A 25,998-nucleotide genomic window follows, 5' to 3' on the forward strand; every position below is an offset into this window, starting at 1 on the left:
AACTGGATAATCTTGGTCCAGACCAAGATAAATGCAAACATCCTGACCTACCAGCCTTTTCAAAGCGCGGTAAATCAGGATGTTTCAATCAGACTACGGTTTGACCTAACGCCAGCCGCCGCCCAGCGATTGGTATAATCCAATCAGCGACAGGAATTCCGCACGTTTGGTATTGATCAAGGCCAATTCGGCCTCCAGTACGCTGCGTTGCGCCGTAATCACTTCCAGATATGACGCATATCCGGTAACAAACAAATCGTTTGAAATTGAGGCGGCTTGGCCTAGAACGGTAACTTCCTGGCTTTTCAGCTCGGCCACCTGCCGGTAGTTATCCAGACCTTTCAGGTTCGTGAACACTTCGCCAAAGCCGTTGATAACCGCTTTCTGGTAGTTGAAAAAAGCTTCGCGAGCCTGCGCATTGGAAACATTATAATTGGCTTTAAGTATCCGGCGGTTAAAAACGGGTGCCGCTAGTCCGCCCAGAACACCAAAGGCAAGTGAGGCGGGGTTGAAAAGCACCGAGGCCCGGAAGGCGTTCAGGCCCACATACGGGGAAAGAACCAAAGCCGGATAAAATTCCGCCTGAGCAGCTTGTACGTCTACCTTGGCCGCTTCCATTTCCAGTTCGGCCTGCCGGATATCTGGTCGCCGGCGCAACATCTGGGACGGAATACCCGCCGCAATATTGGCGGGTAGGTTCTGCTCCCGAATCGAGCGCCCACGGACGATGGGTTGCGGGAAACGCCCCAGCAGGTTGTTCAACTGTGTTTCGGTTTCAATGATCTGTTGCTGAACCTGCCCCGCCAGACTGCGTGTGTTCAGAAGCTGAGCCGAAAATTGCTGCACGGCCAGTTCGGTCACCCGGCCCGCTTGTTTCTGCACATCCACCAGTTCAACGGCTTTCTGCTGCAAGTCGATGTTATCCTGAATGATTTCCAATTCACCATCCAGCGCCAGCAGGGTATAGTAAAGGCGGGCAACTTCGGAAATAAGCGACGTAGTTATCAAATGACGCCCTTTTTCAGAGGCCAGGAAACGTATGTAAGCGGCCCGTTTTCTGGCTCTCAATTTACCCCAGAGATCCACTTCCCAGGCGCTTCGAAAACCCAGAAAATAGTCCGGTGTTGGTCGGGTAGGAATCCGCTGCTTACCGTCAATATTGGGCGATAAGTTCGTGTCATAATTACCAATACCATTTAGCGTATAATCACCGTACCGATCTACACCGACCGACGCAACAGCGCTCACCGCAGGAGCAAAAGCCCCCCGACTCAACAGAAAGCTAGCCCGGGCAAACTCGATCCGCTGCGTAGCAACCTGTAAGTCCAGGTTACGGTTTAGTGCGGTATCAATCAGGCTAATCAGGTTGGCGTCCGTAAAAAAGGACTTCCAATCCATCGCTCCGATATTGGTCGAATCGGCACTCCCGGAAAACGTGGCTGGCATCCGGGTGGCGGTGGGCAGTTGCAAAGGGGCAGATACTTTGCAACTACTTAATGCCAGAACGAATACCGCGAAATAAGCAGCAGAATGAAGGGTCTTAATTATGTTTTTTTGCACCGTTTACGTGGGTTTGAGTTAATACAGGAACCAGTTCTGACTCGTCTTCTTCATACGAATCGTGGTCTTCATCAATGGTCTTTTTCGATTGCAGTTTCTCGGCCAATTTGGCAAAAATGACATACAGACCAGGAATCAGGAAAAGACCGAAGAACGTACCGATAAACATCCCGCCTGCTGCTGCCGTACCAATAGAGCGGTTTCCTAACGCACCAGCGCCGGACGCGACACAAAGCGGAATCAGACCCGCAATGAACGCAAACGAAGTCATCAAAATAGGGCGTAAACGGGAGACGGCTCCCTCGATGGCCGCTTTGATGATGGGCAGTCCCTCTTTCTGCCGCTGATTGGCAAACTCTACGATCAGAATGGCATTTTTACCCAGCAGACCGATAAGCATAACCAGTGATACCTGCGCGTAAATATTGTTCTGTAAACCAGCTAGTTGCAGGCAGAGGAACGAGCCGAAAATCCCGGCCGGAAGCGAGAGCAACACCGCCAGGGGCAAAAACAAACTTTCGTACTGCGCCACCAGCAGGAGGTACACAAACACCAGACAGATCGCAAAAATGTAAAGCGCCTGGTCGCCCGAAAGCACTTCTTCACGCGTCATACCCGACCATTCAAAGCCATACCCCCGTGGCAGGGTTTTGGCCGCCACTTCTTCAATAGCTTTGATCGCGTCGCCGCTACTGTAACCCGGTGCGGCTTCTCCGTTGATCATGGCCGAGGTAAACATGTTGTAGCGGGTAAGCTGCTCCGGGCCGTAGACGCGTTCCAGCCGGATAAAGTTGGAGTAGGGGACCATCTCACCCTTGTCGTTCTTTACGTGCATTGCCAGGACATCTTCCGGTTTCGCGCGGTAGTTCGGTGCGGCTTGTACCATTACTTTATACATCTGATTGAACCGGATGAAGTTGGAGGCGTAAAAACTCCCCATCAGGGTTTGCAGCGTACTCATGGCATTGTCGATAGAAACGCCTTTCTGGGCGGCTTTTTCCTGATCGACGTGCAGCACGTATTGAGGATAACTAGGGTCGAAACTGGTAAAAACCCGGGTGATTTCGGGGCGTTTTTCCAGCGCGGCAATAAAGTCATCGGCTACTTTTTTGGTTTTTTGCAGATCGTCGCTTCGCGTACGGTCAAGCATCCGAAGCTCAAATCCACTGGAATTACCGAAACCAGGAACGGTAGGAGGGGAGAAAAACTGAATGCTGGCATCGTTGATGTGCTTCGTTTTTTCGGCCAGGACGGCAATAACGTCGTCGACCGACTCTTTTCGCTCATCCCAGTGCTTCAGGTTGATCATGCCCATGCCGTAGGAAGCCCCCGCTCCGTCGGTCATCAGGCTAAGACCGGCCAGGGTAGATACGTTTTCGACCGACTCGATGGTGGCCGCCGCTTCCTGCACCTGATCCATCACTTCCTCCGTTCGTTCCACGGTGGCGCCAACGGGGGTGGTTACGTTGGCATAAATCATTCCCTGATCTTCGGTAGGAATAAAGCCCGCGGGCAAAATGGTATTAATGCCCCAGGTGGCCGCAATGAACAAAAACAAAGTAGCCCAGGTAACAACCCGCCGGTTCACAAACGGACTCAGAATCTTCTGGTATTTGCCCGATAAAGAATCGTATCCTCGGTTAAATCCAGCAAAAAAGCGGCCCAGTAATCCTTTTTGTTCGCCGTGTATGGGACGGAGCAACAAGGCACACAGGGCCGGAGTCAGCGTAACGGCGTTGATCCCCGAAATCACAATGGAGATCGCCAGCGTCAGAGAGAACTGGCGGTAGAAAATACCGACCGGTCCATCCAGAAAGGCCACCGGAATAAATACCGCCGACATCACCAGCGTGATGGCTACGATGGCACCGCTGATTTCCTTCATCGCGGCAAAGGTTGCCGCCCGGGGGGAGAGGTGTTCTTCGTGCATTTTGGCGTGTACGGCTTCGACCACGACGATGGCGTTATCGACGACAATCCCAATGGCCAGAACCAACGCAAACAGAGTGAGCAAGTTAATCGAAAAACCGATGGTATTCATGAAGGCAAACGTACCAACCAGGGCTACCGGCACCGCCAAAGCGCAAATCAAGGTCGAGCGCCAGTCTTGCAGAAAGAGGAATACGACGATAAATACCAAAATAAACGCCTCGACCAGTGTCCGAAGTACTTCGTGAATGGAAGCGTCCAGGAAGCGCGAAACATCGTAGGCAAAGTTGTAAGTCATGCCCGGAGGAAAAGTTGTTTCCTTCAACTCGGCCATCTTGGCCTTCACGTTATTAATAACATCCTGCGCGTTAGAACCCGGACGCTGTTTCAGCATGATGGCTGCCGACGGGCGACCGTCATTTTTAGACAAAATCCCGTAGTCCAGGGAGCCAAATTCAACGTCGGCAACGTCTTTCAAGCGCAAAATAGAGCCTCCTTCTTCGGCACGGATAATGATGTTTTCGTATTGGGCTGGCTCGAAAAATTTACCGGTATAACGCAAAACATACTGCAATACCTGCGCATCACGGTCGGCACTTTCACCCGCTTTTCCCGGGGCTGCTTCCACGTTTTGCTTCCGAATGGCATTAATTACATCGTCGGGAGAAACCTGATAAACGGTCATCCGATCCGGTTTGAGCCATACCCGCATGGAGTATTCCCGCGCTCCCAGAATATCCACAAAACCAACGCCATCAATCCGCTTTAGCTCAGGAAATAAGTTAATGTCAGCAAAGTTATAGATGAACTTCTCATCGACCGTTGAATCACTGCTGATCAGGTTAAGATAAAGCAGCATACTGTTTACTTCCTTTTCGGTCGTTACCCCGGCTTTAATAACCTCTTCCGGAAGCTCATCCAGCACGGTGGTCACCCGGTTTTGCACGTTGACGGCGGCCAAATCGGGGTCGGTGCCCACTTTAAAAAACACCTGAATCAGCGTTGAACCATCGTTCCCGGAAATGGAGGTCATGTAGGTCATGTCCGGCACCCCGTTGATGGCACGTTCAATAGGCATGGCAACGGCCTTGGTACTTACCTGGGCGTTGGCTCCTGTATAGTTGGCTGTTACCGTAACCGAAGGCGGAACAATATCAGGAAATTGGGTAACGGGTAATGTCGTTAACGCCAACAATCCAAGCAGTAAAATCACCACTGAGATCACCGCCGAAAGCAGTGGCCTTTTTATGAAGGTATTAAACATAGTTTAGTTTGATTTTGAATAGAAATGCGAGCTTACCCGGTTGGCGTAAGCACATCACATACCTTACCAGCCAAGCCATCTGGCTCAAGCCGATATTGCTGAAAATCCATTCTGAGGAAACCGGTCAAACCAGGTTTGACCGGTACGATAGCTTTTTATTTTGCCGCAGTTAACGCGAGAACGCTATCAGCTGAAAGGGGTTTTGGCGTGATCTCCATCCCATCCCGGATGTTCTGAATGCCTTCATAGACCACCGTTTCGCCGGGCTCCAGGCCAGAGCTAACCAGGTAAAACTGGTCAATGCGGCTTTGGGGAATGAAGCTCTTCATTTTGACTTTATTCGAGTCATCAACGACAAAGACGTAATTCTTGTCCTGGATTTCGAAAACGGCTTTCTGGGGTACCAGAACGGCGTCCGTAACGGCGCTGGCTAAGCGAACTTTCCCGGTGGCACCGTGTTTGAGGAGCTTATCGGGATTTGGAAAACGAGCCCGGAAAGCAATGGTGCCGGAGTTGCCTTCGAACACGGTTTCCATGGTTTCAATTTTTCCTTTATGCGAATAAGACGAATTATCGGCGAGAAGCAAATCAACCTCCTGGCTGCGGTGGCCGGGTTGCTGGCGTCTTTTTTTGATGTATTCCAGGTACTCTTTCTCCGAAACATCGAAATAGGCGTATACTTCTTTAGTATCTGAAACCGTAGTCAGCAGGGCACCTTCTTCGATTAGGCTACCCATTTTAAAGGGAATTCGGTTGATCACGCCATCGAAAGGAGCGCGGATGTTAGCGTGCGATAAGCGAAGCGAAGCGTTGGTTTGTACCGATTGGGCTTCTTCAATGGCCGCTTTGGCCGCATCCAGTTTGGCTTTGGCCAGCTCCATTTCGGAAGCAGAAATGATTTTCTTATCGACCAGTAGCCGCACGCGACCCAGTTCCAGCTCAGCCGTTTTTGCCTCGGCTACGGCGCTTTTCAAGTTGGCTTTTGCTTTGGCTAATTCAGCCTGGTATTCGCCTTCATTGATGCGGAAAAGAAGCTGTCCTTTCTTCACCGACTGTCCTTCATCGACAAAAACTTTATCTAAAAAGCCAGCAACCCGGGCACGGATTTCTACATTCCGAATGGCTTCCAGGTCACCAACGTATTCCCGTTGCAGGGTCGTTGCCTGCTCGGTAAGTTCAATGACTGGAAAGGCCTGTTTTTCAGTGGATTCTTTTTCTTTTTCCTGAGTTGTGCAACTGGCAAGTAACGTGCTGATGGCAAGCACCGTTATACTTGGGAAATTTCTCATAATTAAGGCTACTAGAGTAAGAGATTCTTTTATTGATGGATGCCCCTATTTTGGGTTTTCACGGATCGACAATTCATAGCATTATACGACTACAAATGCGATGCATTCGTAGCTGCTAGAACTGCCGTATAACCAGAATGAATGGACAGCATTCCTGCTGGAATCTGTACCAATACGAAAGAGGTTTTGTTGTAATCGAGCTTATAGCTGCTTATCCCGCGTCAATGGCGTGATGGACAGGCAGAGTAAAAGGAGGTCAGGCTTTGGGAGGGGGAGGCGTAATCTCCTCAATGTGCGTCAATACACGAATCAGGCTGAACGTAGCCGGATTGGTGACCAGATGCCAGGAAATCGGTACTACTGTAAAAACAAAAGGCTGCGAAAAAATATAATCGGATTCAACCTGCGTCAGATGCGATTCTTTATTGGAGTTATCGTGCTCAGGAAAGGCATCGGTGATACCGAACCAGTCTTCCAGAATCAGCTCGCCCAGGCTTTCAATTTCGTTTACGGATAAGTCTTTCTGCAAGCCACTCTGGAGGGTCGGTGGCAAGTAATTATCCGGCGCATCGATGCTTATGTTGATGACATGAATGGCCATCAACCAACAAAGGAGCCGGTGCAGAAATTTATATTTATACCGTTTTTTCATACTAGCACACAACAAATGTAACCAGCTATTGGGGGAACTTAATAAAACCTTTTGTTTATTAAGTCATTTTGGTCGATTTGTGCTGAACATTCTTTAAACTTTACAAGTTTTTCCGGCAAATTGTTCATAAATGGTTTCATTTTTCGCAGATAACCTCAGAACGCCTATCACAAAAAAAGCAAGCCCCGTGGAGATCAAGGCTTGCCTGTGTGCTTCTTAGGCTCGGTTTAACGAGCGATTAATGAGCAAAAAAGACGCTATTTTTTATCGTCGTTGGAGATTTTCTTTTTCCCCCGATTGGGTCCTGCACTCATCTTTCCAAATCGCCAGTTGAGCGAAAGCCGGAAATTTCGAATGGCGTTGTAGTTCTCGCCGTCGGAGTTGAACGTGGCCGTGCGGTAGCGATTCTCAATGATGTTGTACTGGCGAAACGGGTTGTCAATGTTGGCAGTGGCCGTCAGGTTTTGCTTTTTAAATTCTTTGCGAGCCGAGAAACTGTAGTAATAAAAGCCCGAAGACTGCCCCTGGAGCAAGATGCGCCGGGAGGTATAGGATCCGTTGACCTGCAAGCTTACATTTTTGGGCAATTGAAGCGAGGAGTTCAGGTTGAAACGGTAGCTCCAGTTCTGGTTGACGATTTGCAGCGCCGTGCTATTCAGTAAATTATAATTCAGCCCGAAGGAGCCGCTGATGTTCCACTGCTTGACGGGCCGGGCCGAGCTAAAGAGGTTCAGACCATACGTGGCGTTCTGGGCAATGTTGCGGTAAGAACTGTTCGACACGCCGCTGGTATCAACCGTCGTAATTTGCTCAATGGCGTTGTCGGTGAGGCGGCCAAACACCATGGCGTTGACGCTGAGGCCCTTTTTCGTATAGGTGCTATAGGTAAACTCCACGGAATGGGCCACTTCTGGTTCCAGATACGGGTTTCCCGACCGGATGTTCTTTGGGTCGGAATAGTTCACGTAAGGGTTGAGGTACGCAATGGTTGGGCGTTGAATCCGTTGGCTGTAATTTAGTTTCAGGCGCTGGGCCTCATCGAGCCGCTTTGAGATGGTGATGTTCGGCAGAAAGTTTTGGTACCGGTCCTTAAATTTGGTTTGGGTAGAAATAAAGTTGGCGTTGATGTCGGTCAATTCCATCCGGCCACCGAGGTTAAAACTCCATTTGTTAGCCGTCCGAAGCCGGAAGGTGGCGTAGGAAGACCAAACCCATTGCTGGTAATCGAATTTGTTGGCCCGACGCGGATCTTCTTTAAACTCGGTTGTTTCGTTCGGCGCATTTTCCAGGCGGTAGTCACTGCTCACATCGCGCAAAATGGCTTTCGAACCAACTTCGAGCACGCGCCGCCGGTTGGCCGAAAACGGGTGGGTGTAATCGGTTTGTAAGGTAAATTCCTTCTGGTGGTTTTCGTTGTTGTTCCGCTCCCGGTAGTTAATCACCTCGCTTTCCGGCAGCGGAAATTGATTCAGGGCGTAGCGACTCTCGTTTTCATTTTGGTTATACTGGGCCAGAAACGTGTATTCCTGCTCGGGGTTTCGCTTGAATGTCTTGGTGTAGTTAAAGTTGACATCCATGCTGTGATTCTGATTTTTGGTGGTGTTGTACCGACGAAACTCCTGGGGCGTACTCGATACTTGGCGGGTATCCCGCGTGGAATTGGTCGTGCGAAATTCGCCGCCGAAGCTGGCATCCATGCCAATGCGGTTGGTCGAGTCCAGGTCATAGTCGATGCTGATGGAGCCCGTTCGTGAATCGCCCCGGTTCCGGTAGAAGCTCGACTGCTTGATTTCGCTGATTTGCTGGCCGTTGCGGAAGTTTTGCCGGAAGTTTTCAGTACCTCCGAAATTGTTGTTCCAGGAGCCGCCCCCGAACGCCGTGATGCTCAATTTTTCGCGTTTGAGGTTAAAATTCCCGCCTAAATTATTTCGGCGATTGCCAGCCGTAGCGTTGAGGCCGCCGGTTAAGCCTTGGAGTTGATTTTTAGTAATGATGTTAATCACGCCCGCCGTTCCCTCGCTGTCGTATTTAGCCGAAGGGGCCGTGATCACCTCCACCGACTTGATAACTTCAGCGGGAATCATCTGGAGCGCTTCGCTGATGCTCCGCGCCATAATACTTGATGGCTTGTTGTTGATCAGTACTTTAATGCTGCTGCTGCCTTTTAGCTGGATGGTACCGTCCGGGTCTACGGTCAGAAGCGGTACTTTTTTGAGAACATCGACGGCGGTTCCGCCTGCATTGGTCATGTCTTTTTCGGCATTGTAGACCAGCCGATCATCTTTGTCTTCAATCAGGGATTTTTCGCCGGTGACGACCACTTCGTTAAGGGTGCGGTTATCGGCCTGCATCTGAACATCCCCCAGCGCCACATCCGGCTTCTCCGCACTAACCAGTACGTTGTTAATCGTTTTGCTTTCGTAGCCAATAAAACTGATCACCACCTTGTACGTCCCGGCTGCTACGTTGTTGATAGCAAACTTCCCGTTCTCATCCGAGGTAATCCCGCCGACCGGTTTCCCCGTTTCTGGATCCAGCAACGCGACCGTGGCAAATTCCACGGGTTTGTTCAGCGTTGGATCCATCACCACGCCAGTGATGCGAAAGCCTTTGGCATTGGGTTTAAGCGTGGGTAAAACAGACGGTAGTTTAGGCGGCGAGGCGGGTTGTTGGGCCCAGGCGCAGGTTATAAAACAGGTGAATATGGGGAGTAATAGTTTTTTCATGCACCAGGGATTGCTTACAACAGAGAACCATCTTGAGTGATAGCTAAATAAGCAAAATAGGGCAAGAATTTACTAGTTAAACTTTGGCAATGGGATTAAAATAATTCTTGAAGTATTCCAAGAGTGGTTAGAATTATAAAAATGACGTTTTTGGGGCGAAAAGAACGCAATGGTGCCCCAATTCAGAAGAAAAGATTCAAGGCTGAAACTTTCGATTCGTGATAAAATCGTAGTCGGTCAGGGTACGGAGAAACGCAATAATATCCTGCTGTTCTGAAGCCGTTAGTGGGATGCCGACGCGGTTATTTTGCCGGAAAAGCGGATCTAATTGCGGATTATCTTCCATTCCAGAGGCGTAATGCTTTAGAACGGCCTCAAGCGTGGCGAACCGCCCATCATGCATATACGGCACCGTAATCGCTACGTTTCGCAGGCTGGGAACGTGAAATTTATTCTTATCAGTCTCCTGCAACGTAATGCTGGAACGCCCCGGATCGGGCTGTTGATTGGTCGGGGAGGGGGGCAAACCATTGTTACGAAAACTTTGGTCGGTGAACAGTTCGCCTTTGTGGCAGGAGGCGCATTTTTCCTGGAAAAGTGCCAAGCCCCGCAGCTCTTCGGTGGAAAGATTACCCCCGGATTCTTTCCGTACGTATTTATCGTATTTTGAATTGGCCGACACCAACGTCAGCATAAACTGCGACAAAGCTTTCAGAAAACGCTCGTTCGTAATCTGTTCGGAGCCATAAGCCGCTTTGAACAGGGCCGGGTAGCGCCCGTCGGTCTGCACTTTTTTCAGCACATTGGCCATTGTGTCGCCCATCTCAACCGGGTTCTGAATGGGCGAGAGCGGCAGCAAATCCAGATCAACGATCCCGCCATCCCAGAAAAAATGCGAGCTCCAGGCCACATTCTGAATGGCTGGAACGTTGCGGGTACCTACTTTGTCTTCGATGCCGTGGCTCAGGGGGTGATCGGTATGAGCGAAAGCCGTAGAGGGCTGGTGGCAAAAATCGCAGGTGATGATGCCGTTTTGCGAGAGTTTTCCGTCGTAAAAAAGCGCCTTGCCGAGGGCCACTCCTTCAACCGTCAGTGGGTTGTTCTTAAAATCGTAAAGTGGATCAGGAAAATTAGCCGGTTTAATCCAGTTATAAGGCGTGGCTTTGTATTCGACAGGGTTTGGATTTGGCTTCGGCTCCTCGTTGGCGGGCGAGTCGGATTGGCAGCCAAGGATAAATGCCCACAGTGCAGCGACCAGTAAAAACCCTATTTTTTGCCAGCGACTCATGTGATCAATTGGCTTTCAAGCCGGTAAACTCAAACATCTGGGCATAATTGGCGGCAACTTCTGCCGAGACATTCGCTACTGCAATGTCTGAATATTGCCGCAAGCTTAAGCGGTTGGGACCGTCGAAAACGCGCAAAACATCGGCTTTGATCATCACTTGCGGAACCTTCGTTTCACTGACCTGCGCGATGGTTCCCTTGAAAGCAACCGTAATCGTTTTCAGATTATTCAACGTCCGACCGCTGTAGCCGCCAAAAAGACCAATGTGGTACGTAAAGGTGTTACCGGTTTCTTTGGTGATTTGCGGCGAACTACCTTCCAACTTCAGGAAAATATACCCCGAATTCCAGTTCCAGTACATACCGCCCAAATGGCCCCCCGCCGGATCAAGTACGCCCGTCCGCTTGCTGATGTCCATCGTATTGCGCAGACTATCAACGCCAACCAGATAAGTAAGGCTGGTATAATCGCCAACCGGAATGTTGCGCAACGTAATGAGTTGGGAAGCAGGATCCGATTCTTTGACGAGAAAATAGCTGCTATCCTGGGGCACGGTATATTCAGTGCCGTCGGCTTTGCGGAGGCGGATATTGCTGATGTAGTAATTAAAAAGCGTTACGTTGAAGGTTTCTCCCGAACTGTTTTTGTACGAATCGGTGGTTAACTTCAGATCCTGATTACCAGCTACATTGTCAAATCGAATTTGTAATTGGCCGGAGGGCGTCACCGATTCCGGGCGATCACACGACCACATAAAGCCAATCGAACCACTTAAAGCCAGTAAACCATAGATAAAAAGTCGCTTCATACCGCTTGGGAAGTTACATCAAATTTACAACGGAAAAGGCCACCGATTCGTATGGATTTACCCGAATTAAGCGGGATTATAACCACTCATACGATTCCCGGAGGCTGTTTCAAGCCGGAGTATGACTGATTAGCTTAGCGTTTCTTTCTTCAGTTTACCAGGCATTGCTTTGCGCAGTTTTTCTACTTTGGGAAGCGAAACACTGCGGATATAAGGCTGGTCTGGGTGTAATTTAAAGTAATTCTGGTGGTAATTCTCGGCGGGGTAAAACACGCTGAAAGGAACCACCTCCGTCACGACGGGATTGCTATAATGCTTCGACGAGTTGACTTTCCGAATGGCGGCTTCAAGGGCTTGCTTTTCCGCTGGAGTCCGATAAAAAGCCATCGAGCGATAATCCCGTCCAACATCTGGTCCCTGGCGGTTGGGTGTGGTAGGATCGTGTCCGGCAAAGAAAGCGGTCAACAAATCGGCATAGCTGATTACTTTGGGGTCGTAATAGACCTGTACGGATTCCGCATGGCCTGTCTTGTCGGTACTAACCTGTTCGTAGGTCGGGTTTTTCAGGTCACCGCCCGCGTACCCCGAAACCACTTCCCGAACGCCCCGAAGCTGGTCAAAGCCTTCTTCCTGCGCCCAGAAACAGCCGCCGGCAAAGGTCGCAACCGCCTCACCGGGTTTAGGCGTTGGCAGTTTGGCGGGCTTGGTATCCTGCGTTTGACCCTGAGAATAGGCCAACCATAACAATGTTGTAACAAACAGAGCCTGAATAGATTTCATAGTAAAAAGGGTTGTAATTAAGTAACAAATTTTGTTGATTGCCCGTTCAGAAATACCCTTTAAGTAATAAACCCCGGTACAAACGAGCCGGGGTTTATTGCTACACACTAAAGTATCCACGAAAAACACTGTTCTCAAGAGTGGATCAGCATTTCCTTCCACACTATTATTAACTCAACAAAATCACACTTCCTACAGTGTCAGGTATATATACGAATAAGCCGGGAGTTTAGATTCGTTTGTGTCTTTGCGCAGGAAGAGCAATTAGCAAGAAGAATGATTTAATGTACAGGAAGAACGGAAAGTAAAAATCAGCCTTTTGTAACTTATAGACACAAGAAGGCCGAAAGGTCCGAAAAGCAGCCTAAACCCCATGTGATATGTCAAAGGAACAAAAATCAACAGTCTCGCGGCGGGCCTTTCTCGACCTGACGGCGAAAGGAACGCTGGTATCTACGGCAATCCTCAGTGGCTTTCCTACCATTGTGCCCGCTTCAGTATTTGGTAAAAATGCGCCCAGCAATCGAATCAATGTTGGAGCCATTGGAACAGGACGGATCTCGCGGGGACACGACATTCCGGGCGTCCTGCAATATGACAATGCGCTGATTATGGCGGTTTGTGATGTGGATAGCAAACGGGCCGAAGACGCCAAAAAGCTGGTAAATGGTTTTTACACCAAAAAAGCAGGCAAAGACTATGACGGAGTGCGCGTGTACACGGATTACCGCGAACTATTAGGTAATAAAGACATTGATGCTGTGCTGGTGAGCACGCCCGACCACTGGCACGCGCCGATGGTGGTGCACGCCGTCGAAGCCGGGAAAGATGTATACATGCAAAAACCCGCTTCGCTGACTATTTCGGAGGGTCGGATGATGGCCGATGCCGTTAAACGGACCAAACGGATTGTGCAGGTGGGAAGCCAGCAGCGGTCATCACACCAGTTTCGGTATGCCGCCGAGTTAGTACGAAACGGGCGTATTGGACAGCTAAAGACCGTATACGTGGGTTTGCCCGGTGATCCGTCGGGCGAAGAAGAAGCTGAAATGCCGATTCCGAAGAACCTGAATTACGACATGTGGCTAGGGACAACGCCGGAAGTCTACTACACCGAAAAACGAGTTCATCCACAGAAAGATTACGACCGTCCCGGCTGGTTGCGTTGCGAGCAGTTTGGTGCGGGCATGATCACGGGCTGGGGCTCCCACCACATCGACTGTTCGCATTGGGCGATGAATACCGAACATACAGGGCCGATCGAAATATGGGGAAAAGCAGATTTTCCTAAAAAAGGGCTGTGGGATGTACACGGCATTTTCCGGACCGAGGCGCTTTATGACAATGGGGTTCACATGATTGTGAGCAACGAGCTACCCAACGGCATTAAATTTGAAGGTACCGAAGGCTGGATTTTCGTGTCCCGGGGCGATTCCTCTGTGACGGCCAGCGACCCGATTGCCAAGCAGAAAGCCGCCAAGGCGCTGGATGCCAGCGATCCGAAAATCATTGAATCGGTAATCGGACCGAACGAAACACACCTGACTGTCAGTAAGGAACATCATGGTAACTGGCTCGAAAGCATTGCAAGCCGCAAAGAACCCATTGCCCCGGCGGAGGTAGGCCACCGTTCCTGCTCGGCCTGTTTGCTGCACCACGCCGCCATGAAACTGAACCGAAAGCTATACTAGGATCCGAAGAAGGAACAGTTTAAAAATGATCCGGAAGCGAATAAATTGCTGTCTCGTTCACAACGGGAGCCGTATGCCATTAAAGCGCTGGCCACTACTAAAACCCGTTAATTCGTTGTTAACTAATTATTTATCATGAAGTTATTGCCTGCTGTTGGTAGCCTGTTCATGGCTACGCTGATTGCTGCCTGTCAGTCATCGGACAAAAAAGATGACGACACCATTCGTCTGATTACCCTGGATCCTGGCCATTTTCACGCTGCTTTGGTACAGAAAACAATGTTTGATGGGGTCGATTCAGTTGTGCATGTATACGCCCCCGAGGGATCGGACGTGCAACTCCATCTGGACAAAATTCAGGGCTTCAACACCCGCACCGAAGACCCGACTCACTGGAAAGAAGAGGTTTACCGGGGACCTGATTTTCTGGAAAAAATGCTGGCCGACAAAGCGGGTAATGTTGTTGTTATGGCGGGTAATAACCGCTTGAAAACGGATTACATTCAGAAATCTGTGGCGGCGGGCTTCAATGTGCTGGCCGATAAACCCATGACCATTGACGGAGCCAACTTCCAGAAGCTGAAAGATGCGTTTGAGACGGCAAAACAGAAGAACGTGCTGCTTTACGACATCATGACCGAACGTTACGAAATTTCGACCATGCTGCAACGGGCTTTTTCGCAGCAACTGGACGTGTTCGGAACGCTGGAAAAAGGCACCCCCGAAAATCCGGCGGTTACGAAAGAAAGTGTGCACCACTTTTACAAAAACGTTTCGGGAAGCGTGCTGACACGTCCGGCCTGGTTTATGGATGTGGCACAGCAGGGCGAAGGGATTGTGGACGTAACCACGCACTTGGTTGATCTGGTGCAATGGGAGTGTTTTCCAGAGCAAACGATTGATTACCTGAAAGATATTAATCTAACATCGGCGCGGCGCTGGACAACGGATATGACGTTGAGCCAGTTCAAAGCCATCACCAAGCAGGATGCTTTCCCGGATTACCTCAAGAAGGATGTGACCAAAGACAGTGTTTTACAGGTGTATTGCAATGGCGAAATCAATTACCAGCTTCGGGGCGTACACGCCAAAGTATCGGTGATTTGGGCCTATAAAGCACCCGAGGGAACGGGCGATACGCACTATTCCATCATGCGCGGCACCAAAGCCAATCTGATTATTCGCCAGGGCGCGGCCCAGCAGTATAAACCAACGCTGTATATTGAACCAGTAGCGGGCAACACAACTTTGGAAGCCTCTTTGACGAAGTCTCTGCCAGCGATCAAACAGGAGTTTCCGGGTGTTGACGTCAAAAAATCGGGGGCCGGTTGGGAAGTGATTATCCCGGAAAAATACAAAGAAGGCCACGAGGCGCATTTTGGGCGGGTGGCGCAGAAATACATGGAATACCTGAAAGCGGGCAAGCTGCCGGAATGGGAAGTACCCAACATGATTTCCAAATACTACACCACCACACAAGCCCTGGAACTAGCGAAAAAAACCAAAAGTGCAGTAGCTAAAAAGTAACAGACCGGGACCGAATGGGCTCATAGCTTATTCGGTCCCTTTGCTGGATTCCTGAAACGCTCATTTACTCATTCGCTCTTTCCTCCCTTCATTCTTTCACTCATCCCCACTTTCGCTCTTTAAAATGAAAGAATCACAAGCCAATCGGCGTCAGTTTATTAAAGAATCGTTTGCAACAGCGGCTGGTTTGACAGGCATGGCTGCCTTGCCTGTGGAATCGCTCGGCGCTCCGGCAATCAGATCCACTTCCCCGCTGGCGGATGCGCACGGGAGAACCATTCAAAAGCCGACAGCCGCTCGGATTCGGTTTTCGGTAATCGGGCTGAACCACGGGCATATCAACGGGCAGGTTGATGCTGTAACGGCGGGAGGCGGTCAGCTGGTTTCGTTCTATGCCAAAGAGCCAGATCTGGCGGCGGCTTTTGCCAAACGCTACCCGCAGGCCAAACAGGCAGGCAGCGAAAAAGAAATTCTGGAAGACCAGTCAATTCAACTGGTCGTCAGCGCCTCCATCCCCGACGAACGGGCTCCGCTTGGCGTGCGGGTTATGCGGGCCGGGAAAGATTATATGGTTGATAAACCGGGTATTACGAGTCTGGAGCAACTTGCCGAAGTGCGTCGGGTGCAGAAAGATACCAAGCGTATTTTCTCGATCATGTACAGTGAGCGTTTTGGCAACCGGGCCACGGTCAAGGCGGGTGAACTCGTAAAAGCCGGGGCAATCGGCCAGGTGATTCAGACCATTGGGCTAGGTCCACACCAGATGAACCCCAAATCGCGGCCCGACTGGTTTTTTGACCGCAAACGCTTCGGCGGCATTATCTGCGACATTGGCTCCCACCAGTGTGACCAATTTCTGTTCTTTACCGGCTCAACCAAGGCTGAAGTGGTGGCTGCGCAAGCGGGCAACGTGCATCATCCGCAGTACCCGAAGTTCGAGGATTTTGGCGATCTGATGCTGCGCGGCGATGCCGGAACGGGTTACATTCGGGTAGACTGGTTTACGCCGGACGGTTTAAAAACCTGGGGTGATGGGCGTCTGACAATTCTGGGTACGGATGGATTTATCGAACTCCGGAAAAACGTGGACATTGCCGGACGAAGCGGTGGAAATCACCTGATTCTGGTCGATCAGAAAGAGACGCGTTACATCGACTGTAGCAAACAACCGCTTCCGTATGGCGAGCAACTGGTGGATGATATTCTGAATCGGACCGAAACGGCCATGTCGCAGGCGCATTGTTTTCTGGCGACTGAACTAGCCCTGAAAGCGCAAAAGCAGGCACAGAACCCAACGCTTAAGCAATAAGTCCCTATGCGAAAAAATCGATGTGCAAACGTAGGAGTACTCGGGCTAATCTTTTGGCTGTTGACCGCTGGTCTTGGCTGGTCCAAAGATGGTGTTAACTGGAAGAAAGTCAGTGTGCTAGTGTATACTAAAAACGGGAAAGGATATGTTCATGACAATATACCCAACGCCGTGCAATGCATCCAGAAGTTAGGAAAACAACACGGGTTTAAAGTCGATGTTTCGGACGAGCCAGCGGTTTTTTCGGAAGAGAATCTTAAAAAATACACGCTGCTTATTTTCCCGAGTACCAACAACGACGTATTTGACACCGACGCGCAGCGGCTGGCTTTCCGGCGGTATATCGAAGCGGGGGGCGGCTTTGTTGGCATCCATTCCGTCATGGGAACGGAGCGGAACTGGACCTGGTTCAAGCGGATGCTGGGCGGCACGTTTGCCTGGCATCCGCGTTTTCAGAAGCTTAAGATTGACGTAATCGACCCGAAACACCCTTCGATGGAAGGCTTGCCCCGTGTCTGGGAAAAAGAAGACGAGTGTTATTTTGCCAAGGAAATGTCGCCAGGTCCAACGGTGATCATGGCCCACGATCTGACTTCGCTCGACCAGGCTGAAGCGGAGAAAATTAAAACGTTTGGTGGGTCGTATACCGCACTGTACCCCGCCGCCTGGTATTACAACTTCGACGGTGGGTATACCTGGTGTACCGCCTTGGGTCACCACAAAAAAGACTACGAAGACCCGCTTTTTGTCCAGCACATTTTTCAGGGCATTCGCTACGTAGCTGGCCAGGTCGGGAAGGTAGATTTTGGCAAAGCGTACGCGGATTCGAGAGACACACCCATTCGGTGAAACACGGTGGCTAAGAAATAAGTACCTCGTTTTTTAACGCCCGTTGCTGGTCAAAATCCTGAATGTTTTGCAGGGTAGTCTGCGCAATACCCTGCAAGGCATTTTGGGTAAAAAAGGCTTGATGACCCGTGATCAGCACGTTAGGAAACGTCAGCAAGCGCATGAAGGCATCATCTTTAATGACCGTGCTGGACAAATCTTCGAAGAATAAATCGCCTTCTTCTTCATACACATCCAGGCCCAGGTAGCCAATGTGCTCGCTTTTGAGCGCTTCGATGGCGGCTTGGGTGTCAATCAACGCGCCCCGCCCCGTATTGATCAGCATAACGCCTTTCTTCATTTGCTGGATGGTTTTTTCGTTGATAATGTGGTGGGTTTCCGGCGTGAGGGGGCAGTGGAGCGAAAGAATATCGGATTCGCTAAAGAGCTGGTCCAGCGACACATACTCGATACCGATTTCGTGAGCTTCATCATCCTGAACCAAGTCATAAGCAAGAACCTGGCAGCCAAAACCTTTCAGAATGCGGGCCGTCACGTTACCAATTTTTCCTAACCCCAGCAAACCAACCGTGCGTTGGTAGAGGTCAAAACCCATCAACCCATTCAGGGAAAAGTTGCCTTCTTTGACGCGGTTGTAGGCGCGGTGCGTTTTGCGATTAAGCGTCAGAATGAGCGCAATGGTGTGTTCTGCAACTGAATAGGGCGAGTAGGCCGGAACGCGTACCACCCGAATGCCCGCCTCATGGCAAGCGGACAGATCAACGTTGTTGAAACCAGCACAACGCAGAGCCAGCAATTGGACACCCTGGTCGCGCAGTTTCCGAACAACCGTTTCGTCAACCTTATCATTCACGAAAGCGCAGACAACCTCCGAGTCCTGGACCAAACTGGCCGTTGTTTGGTTTAAATGAACGTCGAGAAAGGACAGTTCATAGCCAAAAGGCTCGTTCATTTCCGTGAAAAAATGGGTGTCGTACGCTTTCGAACTGAAAAAGGTAATCTTCATAAGGCTTTAAGGAGTGATGTAGCCGCAAAAATATACCCGAAATACTCCCCTGGTGCTGATAAAAAAAGGGTTTCTACGTGCTTTTTATCATAGGAACTCCTCTTTTTGGGCCATCAACGGGGATTGAATTGCTGTAAAAAGCTCTCTTTATAGCTCCGGCTCATCGGAATCTGCTGCGTGCCAATCACAATTTCGGTTTCATTAAACGACTCAACTTTGTTGATGTTAACGGCGTAAGAACGATGAACCCGGACAAGTCCGGGCTGTTGTACACGCTCCAAGATACCGCTCAGTGTTTGCCGGAGAACGTACTTGCGGTCGGTTGTAATCAACGAAGTATACACATTGTCCGCTTCCAAATACAGCAAATCGGTCAGGTTAACTTTAACAAACTGGTAATTCTGCTTGATAAAAACGTAATCGTTGATTTGCAGAATGGTTTCGCGGTCGAGGTGGTTGCGCTCGGTGGGGGAGGGAGTTGCGGGCTTTTTGCGCTGGGTAAAGTTATGAATGGCCAGCTCGATGGCGGTACGGAGACTGGCTAACTGATAGGGTTTGTTGACGTAAGCAGCGGGGTAGGTCTGTTTAGCGCGGTTCAGCGTCTCGCGATCACTCAGCGCCGTCAGATAGATGACGGGGACGGGTCGTTCGGCCGTTAAGTGCTGGACTGTTTCAATGCCATCCCAATCGCCTTTAAGAGTGATGTCGCATAGCAGCAGATCGACGTGCTGCCGTCGGAAAATGTCGAATGCTTTGCGGCCATTACTGGCGACGCCCACCACGTAGTAGCCTTCTTCTTCCAGACTATCGCTGAGTTCCATTGCCAGAATGCCTTCATCCTCAATAATCAGAATATGGATGCGCTCATCGATGGCTGTCATGCTGGTTGGGTATAATTAAAAGTAACTGTTGAGTATACAATAGTAACAAATATAAGCTAGCCCGGTCTATTTAGGTAGTTTATGGACTAGTTTCTCACCGACTGCTGTTGCGCAATAATTGCTTGGGGTCTATTTTGGTGAAGTCAGCAAAGGGTTTAAAAAAAAGAGGAGTTATAGATTTGCTGTTAAGCTCCATAACTCCTCTAACTAATTTTTTAGTGATTAGCTCCGCCGGGGCCGTGAACGTGACCGTGGGCCACTTCGTCGGCGGTTGCGTCGCGTACTTCTACGACTTCTACGTCAAAGTTCAATTCCTGCCCAGCCAGTGGATGGTTGGCGTCGATTGTTACGGCATCTCCCGCAACGCTTGTAACCGTTACCACCTGACCATGATTGGCGTGAAACTGCATGCCAACTTCCACTTTCTGCCCGCCGAAAGCACTCATCGGAACCTCCTGGATTTGCTCAGGATCCCGTTCGCCGTAGCCTTTTTCGGGAGATACATTTAGTTGGAAATGGTCGCCGGGTTCTTTCCCTTCGAGTCCTTCTTCCATTCCTGGAATCAAATTTCCTTCACCATGAAGGTAGTACAGTGGCTCGCGTCCAGCGCTTGAGTCAAGGATTTTACCTGAATTGTCGCGCAGCGTGTAGTGGATAGCAGCCACTTTGTGTTTTGTGATTTGCATGACTTCAAAAAGAAAGTTTGGGCAAAGTTGTTATCATTTATTCTTGTAACCAACAGATCCATGAATTCTCCGGCAAAGTTTATCCATCGGGTTCGATGAATTAACAGCCTGACTTCTGAGAGGCCTAAGACGGTTTCTGAAGCGCTTGCTGGAGCTCTGCACGGGTGCGTTCCAGCTCATCTTTTGTGCGTCTTAATTCAAAATGAGTATTAACTAACTGGGCTAACGCTTTGAGTGCCAGAAGCTGGTTCTGCGTTAGAGTACGGGGGCGGCTGTCGATCACACACAACGCGCCGAGGGAATAACCTTCCGCATCCATCAGGGGAACGCCCGCATAAAAAACCACATTCGGGTAGCCGGTAGTCAGTGGATTGTCGGAAAAGCGGTCGTCGAGTCGGGCGTCGGGAACGATAAAAATCTCATCCGGTTCCAGAATAGCGTGGGCACAGAACGACTGCTCCCTGGGGGTTTCGCTGGCTTTTAAGCGCTGTTTGGATTTAAACCACTGCCGGTCTTTGTCGATCAGGCTAATGGCAGAAATCGGGGTACGGCAAATTTCGGAGGCTAGTAGCGTAATGGCGTCGTAGTCAGCTTCGGGGAGGGTATCAAGCAAATTATAGCTAGCCAAAGCTTTTAAGCGCTCTTCTTCATTATCAGTTATAGCGGCGGCCTTCATACCGGGTTAGAATATAAGTTTTCAATTTGGGTTTAAGTTAAACTATTTGGTATCATAATTTGATTATACTTACACAAAAATAAGGGTATACTGGGTCGGCTTTTTCTATGCTTTATCTCATTCTCAGCATTTTACTTTCTGTACTGCTTCTTCTTAATTTTCGTCTTTTTCCCCGTTTTCAAGTTAATACCTTCCAGGCGATTGTGTTTAATTATGTGATTTGCTTTCTAACGGGTTATCTATTGTTGCCCACTAACCAGACATTCAGTATTGATTTCTCGCAAACCTGGACCTGGTTGGCATTGGGGTTGGGCGTTGGCTTTATCGTGACGTTTCTGTTGTCGGGGGCCTCGACGCAACGCATGGGTATGACCGTAACTTCGCTGGCCAATAACCTGTCTTTGGTTATTCCGGTTTGCTTTAGCCTGTTTGTATTTAAAGCGGGCGGAAAACAATTTGACAGTTTAAATTACCTGGGCCTGGTGTTGGCACTAGTGGCGGTTGGACTGAGTACCCTTCAGAAAGAACCTGAGGCCGAAGCCGGAATAAATGCCAAAAAGCTAGGCCTAAATATCCTGTTGCCGATAGGCGTGTTTCTGATGTACGGCATCACCAACACATTGATCAATTACATGAATATCCGTTATATACCGTCGGCGGACAAAACCACGGCAGTCACCCTAACCATGGTGGCGGGGGCGGTGGTCGCGGGTTTTCTAATGCTGTTTGTTCGGATCATTCGCGGGCAGGAAACCATTTCCTGGCGCTCGATGGTGGGTGCCGTAACGCTAGGCATTCCGAATTATCTGAGTTTTTATACCTTGCTACTGGCGCTCTCTGCTTTTGGGGGCAATGGGGCTTTTGTCTATCCACTGTACAACATTGGCGTTATTCTGGTAGCCGCCCTGACAGCAGCGGTTTTCTTCAAAGAGACCCTGTCTACCCCCAATAAAGTTGGCCTGGGACTGGCTATTGTGGCAATCGGGCTTATTTCGTGGCAGGAACTAGCGGCACTTCAGTTTTAAAAAATACCCCACTTCGGCCCAAGTTAGAGCAGAAATGGGGTATAAAAGAATAGTACCAATTGATTAGTATGCCGGTTCTGTTACCGTTGTACGAGCCAGAATAAAGCTCAGCAAATCCTCATTCAACTGATCTTTGCTGGTTACAAAAAGGCCGTGCGGCTCTCCTTCGTAAACCAATAAAGTTGACTGGGGAATGAGTCGGTGCGTTTGTTGACCTGAAGACTCGAAAGGAACCGTTTTGTCCGAGTCCCCGTGAATAATCAAGGTTGGAACGCTGATGGTCGGTAAATCAGCCCGAAAATCCGTTTCGGAGAAAGACCGTACGCAATCCAGCGTAGCTTTTGGCGAGCCAAACAAGGCGAGCGTTTTGTTCCAATCCAGCAGCGACTGGCTAACCGGGTGGCTTAGCAAGTTGACCCCGTAGAACTGCTTTCCGAATGTATCCAGAAAATCGGCCCGGTCTTTTTTGATGTTTTCAACCATTTCGTCGAACGTGCTGCGATCAACGCCATCCGGGTTGTCCTCCGTCTGAACCAGATAAGGCGTTACGGCGCTAATAAACACTACTTTCGAAACCCGGTCTCCGGCATATTTGCTCATGTAACGGGCTACTTCCCCGCCGCCCATGGAGAAGCCGACCAGGGTTACATTTTGTAAATCAAGTTCTTCAAGAACCGCCCGCAGGTCATCTGCCAGCGTGTCATAATCGTAACCACTCCATGGTTTGCTGGATTTTCCGAAACCACGGCGGTCGTATGCGATGCAGCGAAGGCCTTGCTGAGGAAGTTCCGTCAATTGGTTTTCCCACATTTCGTGGCTTAATGGCCAGCCGTGAATGAAAACAACAGGCTGTCCGGTTCCCCAATCCTGATAGAACAGGCTAACATCGGGGGCGGCTTGGATATAACTCATAACGTTAAAATTGGTATGAATAAAAGATACACATTTCTTGTAACTTCCAGTAGGGGAGATGGTTAAATAATTGGGCAGAAATTGTATGAAAGTCCAGTTAGTTTAGCCAACGGGTAGTGGCTAAATACCAGCCGCCGTAGGTCCTTTATCTAAGAGGTGCGCTAGCGCAGAATGAGACGGTCCTGAGGAAGAAAGCTTTGTCTTTCCGGTCTGATGCAGATACGTAATTTATTTCTGATTGATCGTTACTCTGGCGATTCCGATACGTCCAGATAGCAAACTGTTAAGACGTGTGAACCAATCTGAATCCTTTTATCAACTTGCCCTGACGCTGGTAGCTGGCGTGGGAGATGTCCTGATTCGGCACCTAATTAGTTATAGCGGCTCAGCTACGGCAGTGTTTCAATCTTCAGCAGGCAAGCTGATGAAAATACCGGGCGTTGGCGAAGTAACAGCGCGGGCAATTTTATCACCGGAAGTACTTAAAGAAGCAGAGCGGGTTACGCAGCAAACAGAGGCGCTCGGCGTCAAAACCGTTTTTTATACCGACAAGTGCTATCCATCGCGTCTGAAATCTCTGTACGATGCTCCCGCGCTGTTTTACTGGCAGGGAAATGCCGACCTGAACACGGGACGTACGCTTGGTATCGTTGGGACACGGCAGGCAACGGACTATGGCCGCCGGATGACCGAGGAAATTATTCAGGCCCTGAAAGCTTACCAACCGCTAATAATCAGCGGACTTGCCTATGGAATAGATATCGCTGCCCATCGGGCCAGCCTCCAGCATGGGCTACCAACCATTGGGGTAATGGCCTCCGGAATTGATGTCATCTATCCGTCTGTTCATCAGAAAACAGCCCAGGAAATGCGGCACCATGGGGCATTGCTGACCGAAAGTAGGCCCGGGACGAAACCCGATGCGCATCTGTTTCCGGCCCGAAATCGGATCATTGCCGGCCTCAGCGATGTGGTTATTGTGGTTGAGGCGGCGGCCAAAGGTGGAGCTCTCATCACCGCCGAATACGCCAACAACTACCACCGGGACGTTTTTGCCGTGCCGGGGCAGGTAAATCAGTCGTTTTCGCAGGGTTGCAATAAGCTTATTCGTGAAAATAAAGCCCAGATTTACACCCGTCCTGAAGATTTGGTAGAAGCCCTGAATTGGGATAAGCCTTTGGAGATGCATACCAATCCTTTGTTAGACCGAGCGTTGGATTTTACGGAAGAAGAAAGCCAGGTGATTGCTTTGCTGCGTCAATTAACAGACGAGCACATCGATGATATAAGCTGGAAAACCGGTTTGCCCATGGGAACATTGGCTGCTTTACTCCTCAATCTGGAATTTAAAGGGATAATCCGTTCGCTACCAGGGAAGAGGTATGGCCTTGGATAGGAATTTACGGAATAAAAGAGCAAAATCGAACTAAGTTAAGTTTATATTTGTCGAACAAATAAATCAGGCTTTGATTACGCATGATTGTTGCTCCAATTCCAGTTAACGAACTACAACGTCTGGCTGCCGTGCAGCGATATGCACTTTTAGACACGTTGCCAGAGGCGGAATATGATCGGATTACCTGCATTGCTTCCGAGCTTTGTCAGACGCCGGTTGCCTTAATTAGTTTAATTGATGAAAAAAGGCAATGGGTTAAATCACACTATGGACTAGCCGTCAGTGAAGTCCCGCGTGACATCTCTCCCTGTGCACATACCATCAATTATGATCATCCTTTAATTGTCGAAGATACGACAAAAGATGAGCGTTTTTGGGACAATCCGGCGGTAATTAATCAGCCTTATATCATTTTTTACGCGGGAATTCCGCTCATCTCTTCGGATGGGTTTGCCGTAGGGTCAATCTGCGTGATTGATCATCAACCGCGCCAGTTGGCCCAGGACCAGCAGATAGCCATGAAGGCATTGGCTCAGCAGGTGGTGCTATTAATGGAGTTGCGCAAGACCAACGCTGAGCTGGCCGAAGCCCGCCGGGATGCCGAAGAACTAGCTCAACAAAAAGCTTACTTGCTGGCTACGCTCAGCCACGAAATCCGTACGCCGCTGCACGCGTTGGAAGGGTATACGCAGGCCTTATTAGATAATACAAAAGAAACTACTCAACAAAAAGACTTGAAACGCCTGCAAAATGTAGGCAGGACCTTGGTTCGCATGGTAAATAATATTTTGGATTACAGTAAATTACAGGCAAATAAGGTGTTGCTGGAAGAAGCCTCTTTTTCTTTGTCGGAGCTTTTGCAGGAAACGGCTAATTTACAGGAATGGCAAGCGCGGCAAAAAGGACTAAAGCTGAGTGTAGAAGTTGACAAAAATATACCGACTACCCTCAAAGGTGATTCGACACGTTTATTGCAGGTAATGACCAATCTGCTCAGCAATGCGCTGAAGTTCACGCGAGAGGGTGAAATTGAGCTTCGGGCGCGGCTCCTAGAGGCTTCACAAACGCACGCGACCCTAATCGTCGAAGTGAATGACACGGGTATTGGAATTCCGCAGGAAGCCATCAAGCATCTATTCAATGAATACATCCAGGTTTCGGTGTCCACAACCCGCGAATACGGGGGAACTGGTCTGGGGCTGGCCATTAGTCGGCAGTTGCTCGAACTGATGGGAAGTCGATTAGAAGTACGTAGCGTAGTTGGTCAAGGAACGACATTCTGGTTTCAATTGACGTTGGCGATTGAAGTGGCTAAAACGCCCCAGGTTATGAATGAGGAATCGTGGTTAGAAGGAACTTACATGGCCGTTGATGATAACCCCTTTAATACCAAAATTTTAACTTACTTTTTCAAAAAATACGGCGTACAGGTTGCCGTTTTTAACTCTCCTCTGGAAGCCTTGGAATCAGCTAAAAATACCCAATACAAAGGTATCCTGCTGGATCTGCACATGCCGTATCTGGACGGTTACGAACTAGCGGCGGCCCTACGTCCATTACAACCAGATACACCGATCATCGCTTTGTCGGCAGACGAAAGCTCGGAGGCGTCTGATAAAGTAAAAGAAGCGGGCTTTGCGGGCTTTTTGCCAAAACCTTTTCAAGCCCAGCAGCTAAAAGACCTGCTCATTAGAATTACGCAATAACAGCTTCTAAGGAATCATTTTCCGGAAACGAGCGTCCT

Annotated in this window: 19 protein-coding genes and 1 pseudogene; 7 read left to right on the plus strand and 13 right to left on the minus strand. The window is 49.6% G+C overall.

Translation table 11 applies throughout. The features are described from left to right. Positions 1 to 105: 105 nt before the first annotated feature. The 8 genes from L0Y31_RS13865 to msrA all read right to left on the minus strand — a co-directional run bounded on the left by L0Y31_RS13865 (position 106) and on the right by msrA (position 12,296). Entirely contained in the window at positions 106 to 1,560 is a 1,455-nt protein-coding gene (locus tag L0Y31_RS13865) for an efflux transporter outer membrane subunit (RefSeq protein WP_234733672.1), read from the minus strand. Then, a complete protein-coding gene (locus tag L0Y31_RS13870; protein WP_234733673.1) occupies positions 1,541 to 4,753 on the minus strand; it encodes an efflux RND transporter permease subunit in 3,213 nt (1,070 codons plus the stop codon). The genes L0Y31_RS13865 and L0Y31_RS13870 overlap by 20 nt, the downstream gene beginning before the upstream one ends. 155 nt (positions 4,754 to 4,908) lie before the next feature. Then, entirely contained in the window at positions 4,909 to 6,042 is a 1,134-nt protein-coding gene (locus L0Y31_RS13875; RefSeq protein WP_234733674.1) for an efflux RND transporter periplasmic adaptor subunit, read from the minus strand. Positions 6,043 to 6,298: 256 nt separating this feature from the next. Continuing rightward, positions 6,299 to 6,694, minus strand: coding sequence for a hypothetical protein (locus L0Y31_RS13880; protein ID WP_234733675.1), 396 nt, complete (start codon positions 6,692 to 6,694; stop codon positions 6,299 to 6,301). Between the two features lie 257 nt (positions 6,695 to 6,951). Further along, complete coding sequence (locus L0Y31_RS13885; RefSeq protein WP_234733676.1) at positions 6,952 to 9,420, minus strand: TonB-dependent receptor; 2,469 nt, start codon at positions 9,418 to 9,420, stop codon at positions 6,952 to 6,954. Between the two features lie 196 nt (positions 9,421 to 9,616). Next, on the minus strand, positions 9,617 to 10,708 hold the full coding sequence (locus tag L0Y31_RS13890) for a cytochrome-c peroxidase (RefSeq protein WP_234733677.1): 1,092 nt from the start codon (positions 10,706 to 10,708) through the stop codon (positions 9,617 to 9,619). A 4-nt stretch (positions 10,709 to 10,712) separates the two neighbouring features. Beyond that, on the minus strand, positions 10,713 to 11,516 hold the full coding sequence (locus L0Y31_RS13895; protein WP_234733678.1) for an MbnP family protein: 804 nt from the start codon (positions 11,514 to 11,516) through the stop codon (positions 10,713 to 10,715). Positions 11,517 to 11,645: 129 nt separating this feature from the next. After that, positions 11,646 to 12,296, minus strand: a complete 651-nt coding sequence (msrA, locus tag L0Y31_RS13900) for a peptide-methionine (S)-S-oxide reductase MsrA (RefSeq protein WP_234733679.1) — start codon at positions 12,294 to 12,296, stop codon at positions 11,646 to 11,648. 380 nt (positions 12,297 to 12,676) lie between these two features. On the opposite strand from msrA, the pseudogene L0Y31_RS13905 reads away from it, so the two are divergent. The 4 genes and pseudogenes from L0Y31_RS13905 (at position 12,677) to L0Y31_RS13920 (ending at position 17,672) form a co-directional block, all read left to right on the plus strand. Beyond that, a pseudogene (locus L0Y31_RS13905) lies at positions 12,677 to 14,098 on the plus strand (Gfo/Idh/MocA family oxidoreductase). Between the two features lie 24 nt (positions 14,099 to 14,122). After that, the gene (locus L0Y31_RS13910; protein ID WP_234733680.1) at positions 14,123 to 15,514 is read left to right on the plus strand and encodes a putative oxidoreductase C-terminal domain-containing protein; all 1,392 of its coding nucleotides are present in this window, start codon (positions 14,123 to 14,125) and stop codon (positions 15,512 to 15,514) included. Between the two features lie 124 nt (positions 15,515 to 15,638). Further along, a complete protein-coding gene (locus L0Y31_RS13915; protein ID WP_234733681.1) occupies positions 15,639 to 16,823 on the plus strand; it encodes a Gfo/Idh/MocA family protein in 1,185 nt (394 codons plus the stop codon). A 6-nt stretch (positions 16,824 to 16,829) separates the two neighbouring features. After that, positions 16,830 to 17,672 carry a ThuA domain-containing protein gene (locus tag L0Y31_RS13920; RefSeq protein WP_234733682.1) on the plus strand — a complete coding sequence of 281 codons (843 nt, stop codon included), beginning with the start codon at positions 16,830 to 16,832 and terminating at the stop codon, positions 17,670 to 17,672. Between the two features lie 10 nt (positions 17,673 to 17,682). Here the strand turns inward: L0Y31_RS13920 and L0Y31_RS13925 are convergent, their stop codons facing one another. From L0Y31_RS13925 to L0Y31_RS13940, 4 genes are all read right to left on the minus strand, one after another. Continuing rightward, positions 17,683 to 18,678 (minus strand): 2-hydroxyacid dehydrogenase, encoded by a 996-nt coding sequence (locus tag L0Y31_RS13925; protein WP_234733683.1) that lies wholly within the window; start codon positions 18,676 to 18,678, stop codon positions 17,683 to 17,685. Positions 18,679 to 18,791: 113 nt separating this feature from the next. Continuing rightward, positions 18,792 to 19,559: a response regulator gene (locus tag L0Y31_RS13930; RefSeq protein ID WP_234733684.1), complete on the minus strand. Its 768-nt coding sequence runs from the start codon at positions 19,557 to 19,559 to the stop codon at positions 18,792 to 18,794. 215 nt (positions 19,560 to 19,774) lie between these two features. Further along, the gene (locus L0Y31_RS13935; RefSeq protein WP_234733685.1) at positions 19,775 to 20,245 is read right to left on the minus strand and encodes an FKBP-type peptidyl-prolyl cis-trans isomerase; all 471 of its coding nucleotides are present in this window, start codon (positions 20,243 to 20,245) and stop codon (positions 19,775 to 19,777) included. 124 nt (positions 20,246 to 20,369) lie between these two features. Then, entirely contained in the window at positions 20,370 to 20,921 is a 552-nt protein-coding gene (locus L0Y31_RS13940) for a GAF domain-containing protein (protein WP_234733686.1), read from the minus strand. A 107-nt stretch (positions 20,922 to 21,028) separates the two neighbouring features. Here L0Y31_RS13940 and L0Y31_RS13945 point away from each other — a divergent pair, with 107 nt between their 5' ends. After that, positions 21,029 to 21,946, plus strand: coding sequence for an EamA/RhaT family transporter (locus L0Y31_RS13945; protein ID WP_234733687.1), 918 nt, complete (start codon positions 21,029 to 21,031; stop codon positions 21,944 to 21,946). 63 nt (positions 21,947 to 22,009) lie between these two features. Here the strand turns inward: L0Y31_RS13945 and L0Y31_RS13950 are convergent, their stop codons facing one another. After that, the gene (locus L0Y31_RS13950) at positions 22,010 to 22,858 is read right to left on the minus strand and encodes an alpha/beta fold hydrolase (protein ID WP_234733688.1); all 849 of its coding nucleotides are present in this window, start codon (positions 22,856 to 22,858) and stop codon (positions 22,010 to 22,012) included. 292 nt (positions 22,859 to 23,150) lie between these two features. Here L0Y31_RS13950 and dprA point away from each other — a divergent pair, with 292 nt between their 5' ends. Beyond that, entirely contained in the window at positions 23,151 to 24,254 is a 1,104-nt protein-coding gene (gene dprA, locus L0Y31_RS13955) for a DNA-processing protein DprA (protein WP_234733689.1), read from the plus strand. Positions 24,255 to 24,334: 80 nt separating this feature from the next. Continuing rightward, positions 24,335 to 25,960 (plus strand): GAF domain-containing hybrid sensor histidine kinase/response regulator, encoded by a 1,626-nt coding sequence (locus tag L0Y31_RS13960; protein WP_234733690.1) that lies wholly within the window; start codon positions 24,335 to 24,337, stop codon positions 25,958 to 25,960. Positions 25,961 to 25,998: the final 38 nt, after the last annotated feature.

The sequence above is a fragment of the Tellurirhabdus bombi genome (assembly GCF_021484805.1).
Taxonomy (GTDB): domain Bacteria; phylum Bacteroidota; class Bacteroidia; order Cytophagales; family Spirosomataceae; genus Tellurirhabdus; species Tellurirhabdus bombi.

Excerpts from the sequence above, each read along its gene's own strand:
- L0Y31_RS13870 (WP_234733673.1), bottom strand. The coding sequence starts at position 4,753 with ATGTTTAATACCTTCATAAAAAGGCCACTGCTTTCGGCGGTGATCTCA.
- L0Y31_RS13875 (WP_234733674.1), bottom strand. The coding sequence starts at position 6,042 with ATGAGAAATTTCCCAAGTATAACGGTGCTTGCCATCAGCACGTTACTT.
- L0Y31_RS13880 (WP_234733675.1), bottom strand. The coding sequence starts at position 6,694 with ATGAAAAAACGGTATAAATATAAATTTCTGCACCGGCTCCTTTGTTGG.
- L0Y31_RS13885 (WP_234733676.1), bottom strand. The coding sequence starts at position 9,420 with ATGAAAAAACTATTACTCCCCATATTCACCTGTTTTATAACCTGCGCC.
- L0Y31_RS13890 (WP_234733677.1), bottom strand. The coding sequence starts at position 10,708 with ATGAGTCGCTGGCAAAAAATAGGGTTTTTACTGGTCGCTGCACTGTGG.
- L0Y31_RS13895 (WP_234733678.1), bottom strand. The coding sequence starts at position 11,516 with ATGAAGCGACTTTTTATCTATGGTTTACTGGCTTTAAGTGGTTCGATT.
- msrA (WP_234733679.1), bottom strand. The coding sequence starts at position 12,296 with ATGAAATCTATTCAGGCTCTGTTTGTTACAACATTGTTATGGTTGGCC.
- L0Y31_RS13910 (WP_234733680.1), top strand. The coding sequence starts at position 14,123 with ATGAAGTTATTGCCTGCTGTTGGTAGCCTGTTCATGGCTACGCTGATT.
- L0Y31_RS13915 (WP_234733681.1), top strand. The coding sequence starts at position 15,639 with ATGAAAGAATCACAAGCCAATCGGCGTCAGTTTATTAAAGAATCGTTT.
- L0Y31_RS13920 (WP_234733682.1), top strand. The coding sequence starts at position 16,830 with ATGCGAAAAAATCGATGTGCAAACGTAGGAGTACTCGGGCTAATCTTT.
- L0Y31_RS13925 (WP_234733683.1), bottom strand. The coding sequence starts at position 18,678 with ATGAAGATTACCTTTTTCAGTTCGAAAGCGTACGACACCCATTTTTTC.
- L0Y31_RS13930 (WP_234733684.1), bottom strand. The coding sequence starts at position 19,559 with ATGACAGCCATCGATGAGCGCATCCATATTCTGATTATTGAGGATGAA.
- L0Y31_RS13935 (WP_234733685.1), bottom strand. The coding sequence starts at position 20,245 with ATGCAAATCACAAAACACAAAGTGGCTGCTATCCACTACACGCTGCGC.
- L0Y31_RS13940 (WP_234733686.1), bottom strand. The coding sequence starts at position 20,921 with ATGAAGGCCGCCGCTATAACTGATAATGAAGAAGAGCGCTTAAAAGCT.
- L0Y31_RS13945 (WP_234733687.1), top strand. The coding sequence starts at position 21,029 with ATGCTTTATCTCATTCTCAGCATTTTACTTTCTGTACTGCTTCTTCTT.
- L0Y31_RS13950 (WP_234733688.1), bottom strand. The coding sequence starts at position 22,858 with ATGAGTTATATCCAAGCCGCCCCCGATGTTAGCCTGTTCTATCAGGAT.
- L0Y31_RS13960 (WP_234733690.1), top strand. The coding sequence starts at position 24,335 with ATGATTGTTGCTCCAATTCCAGTTAACGAACTACAACGTCTGGCTGCC.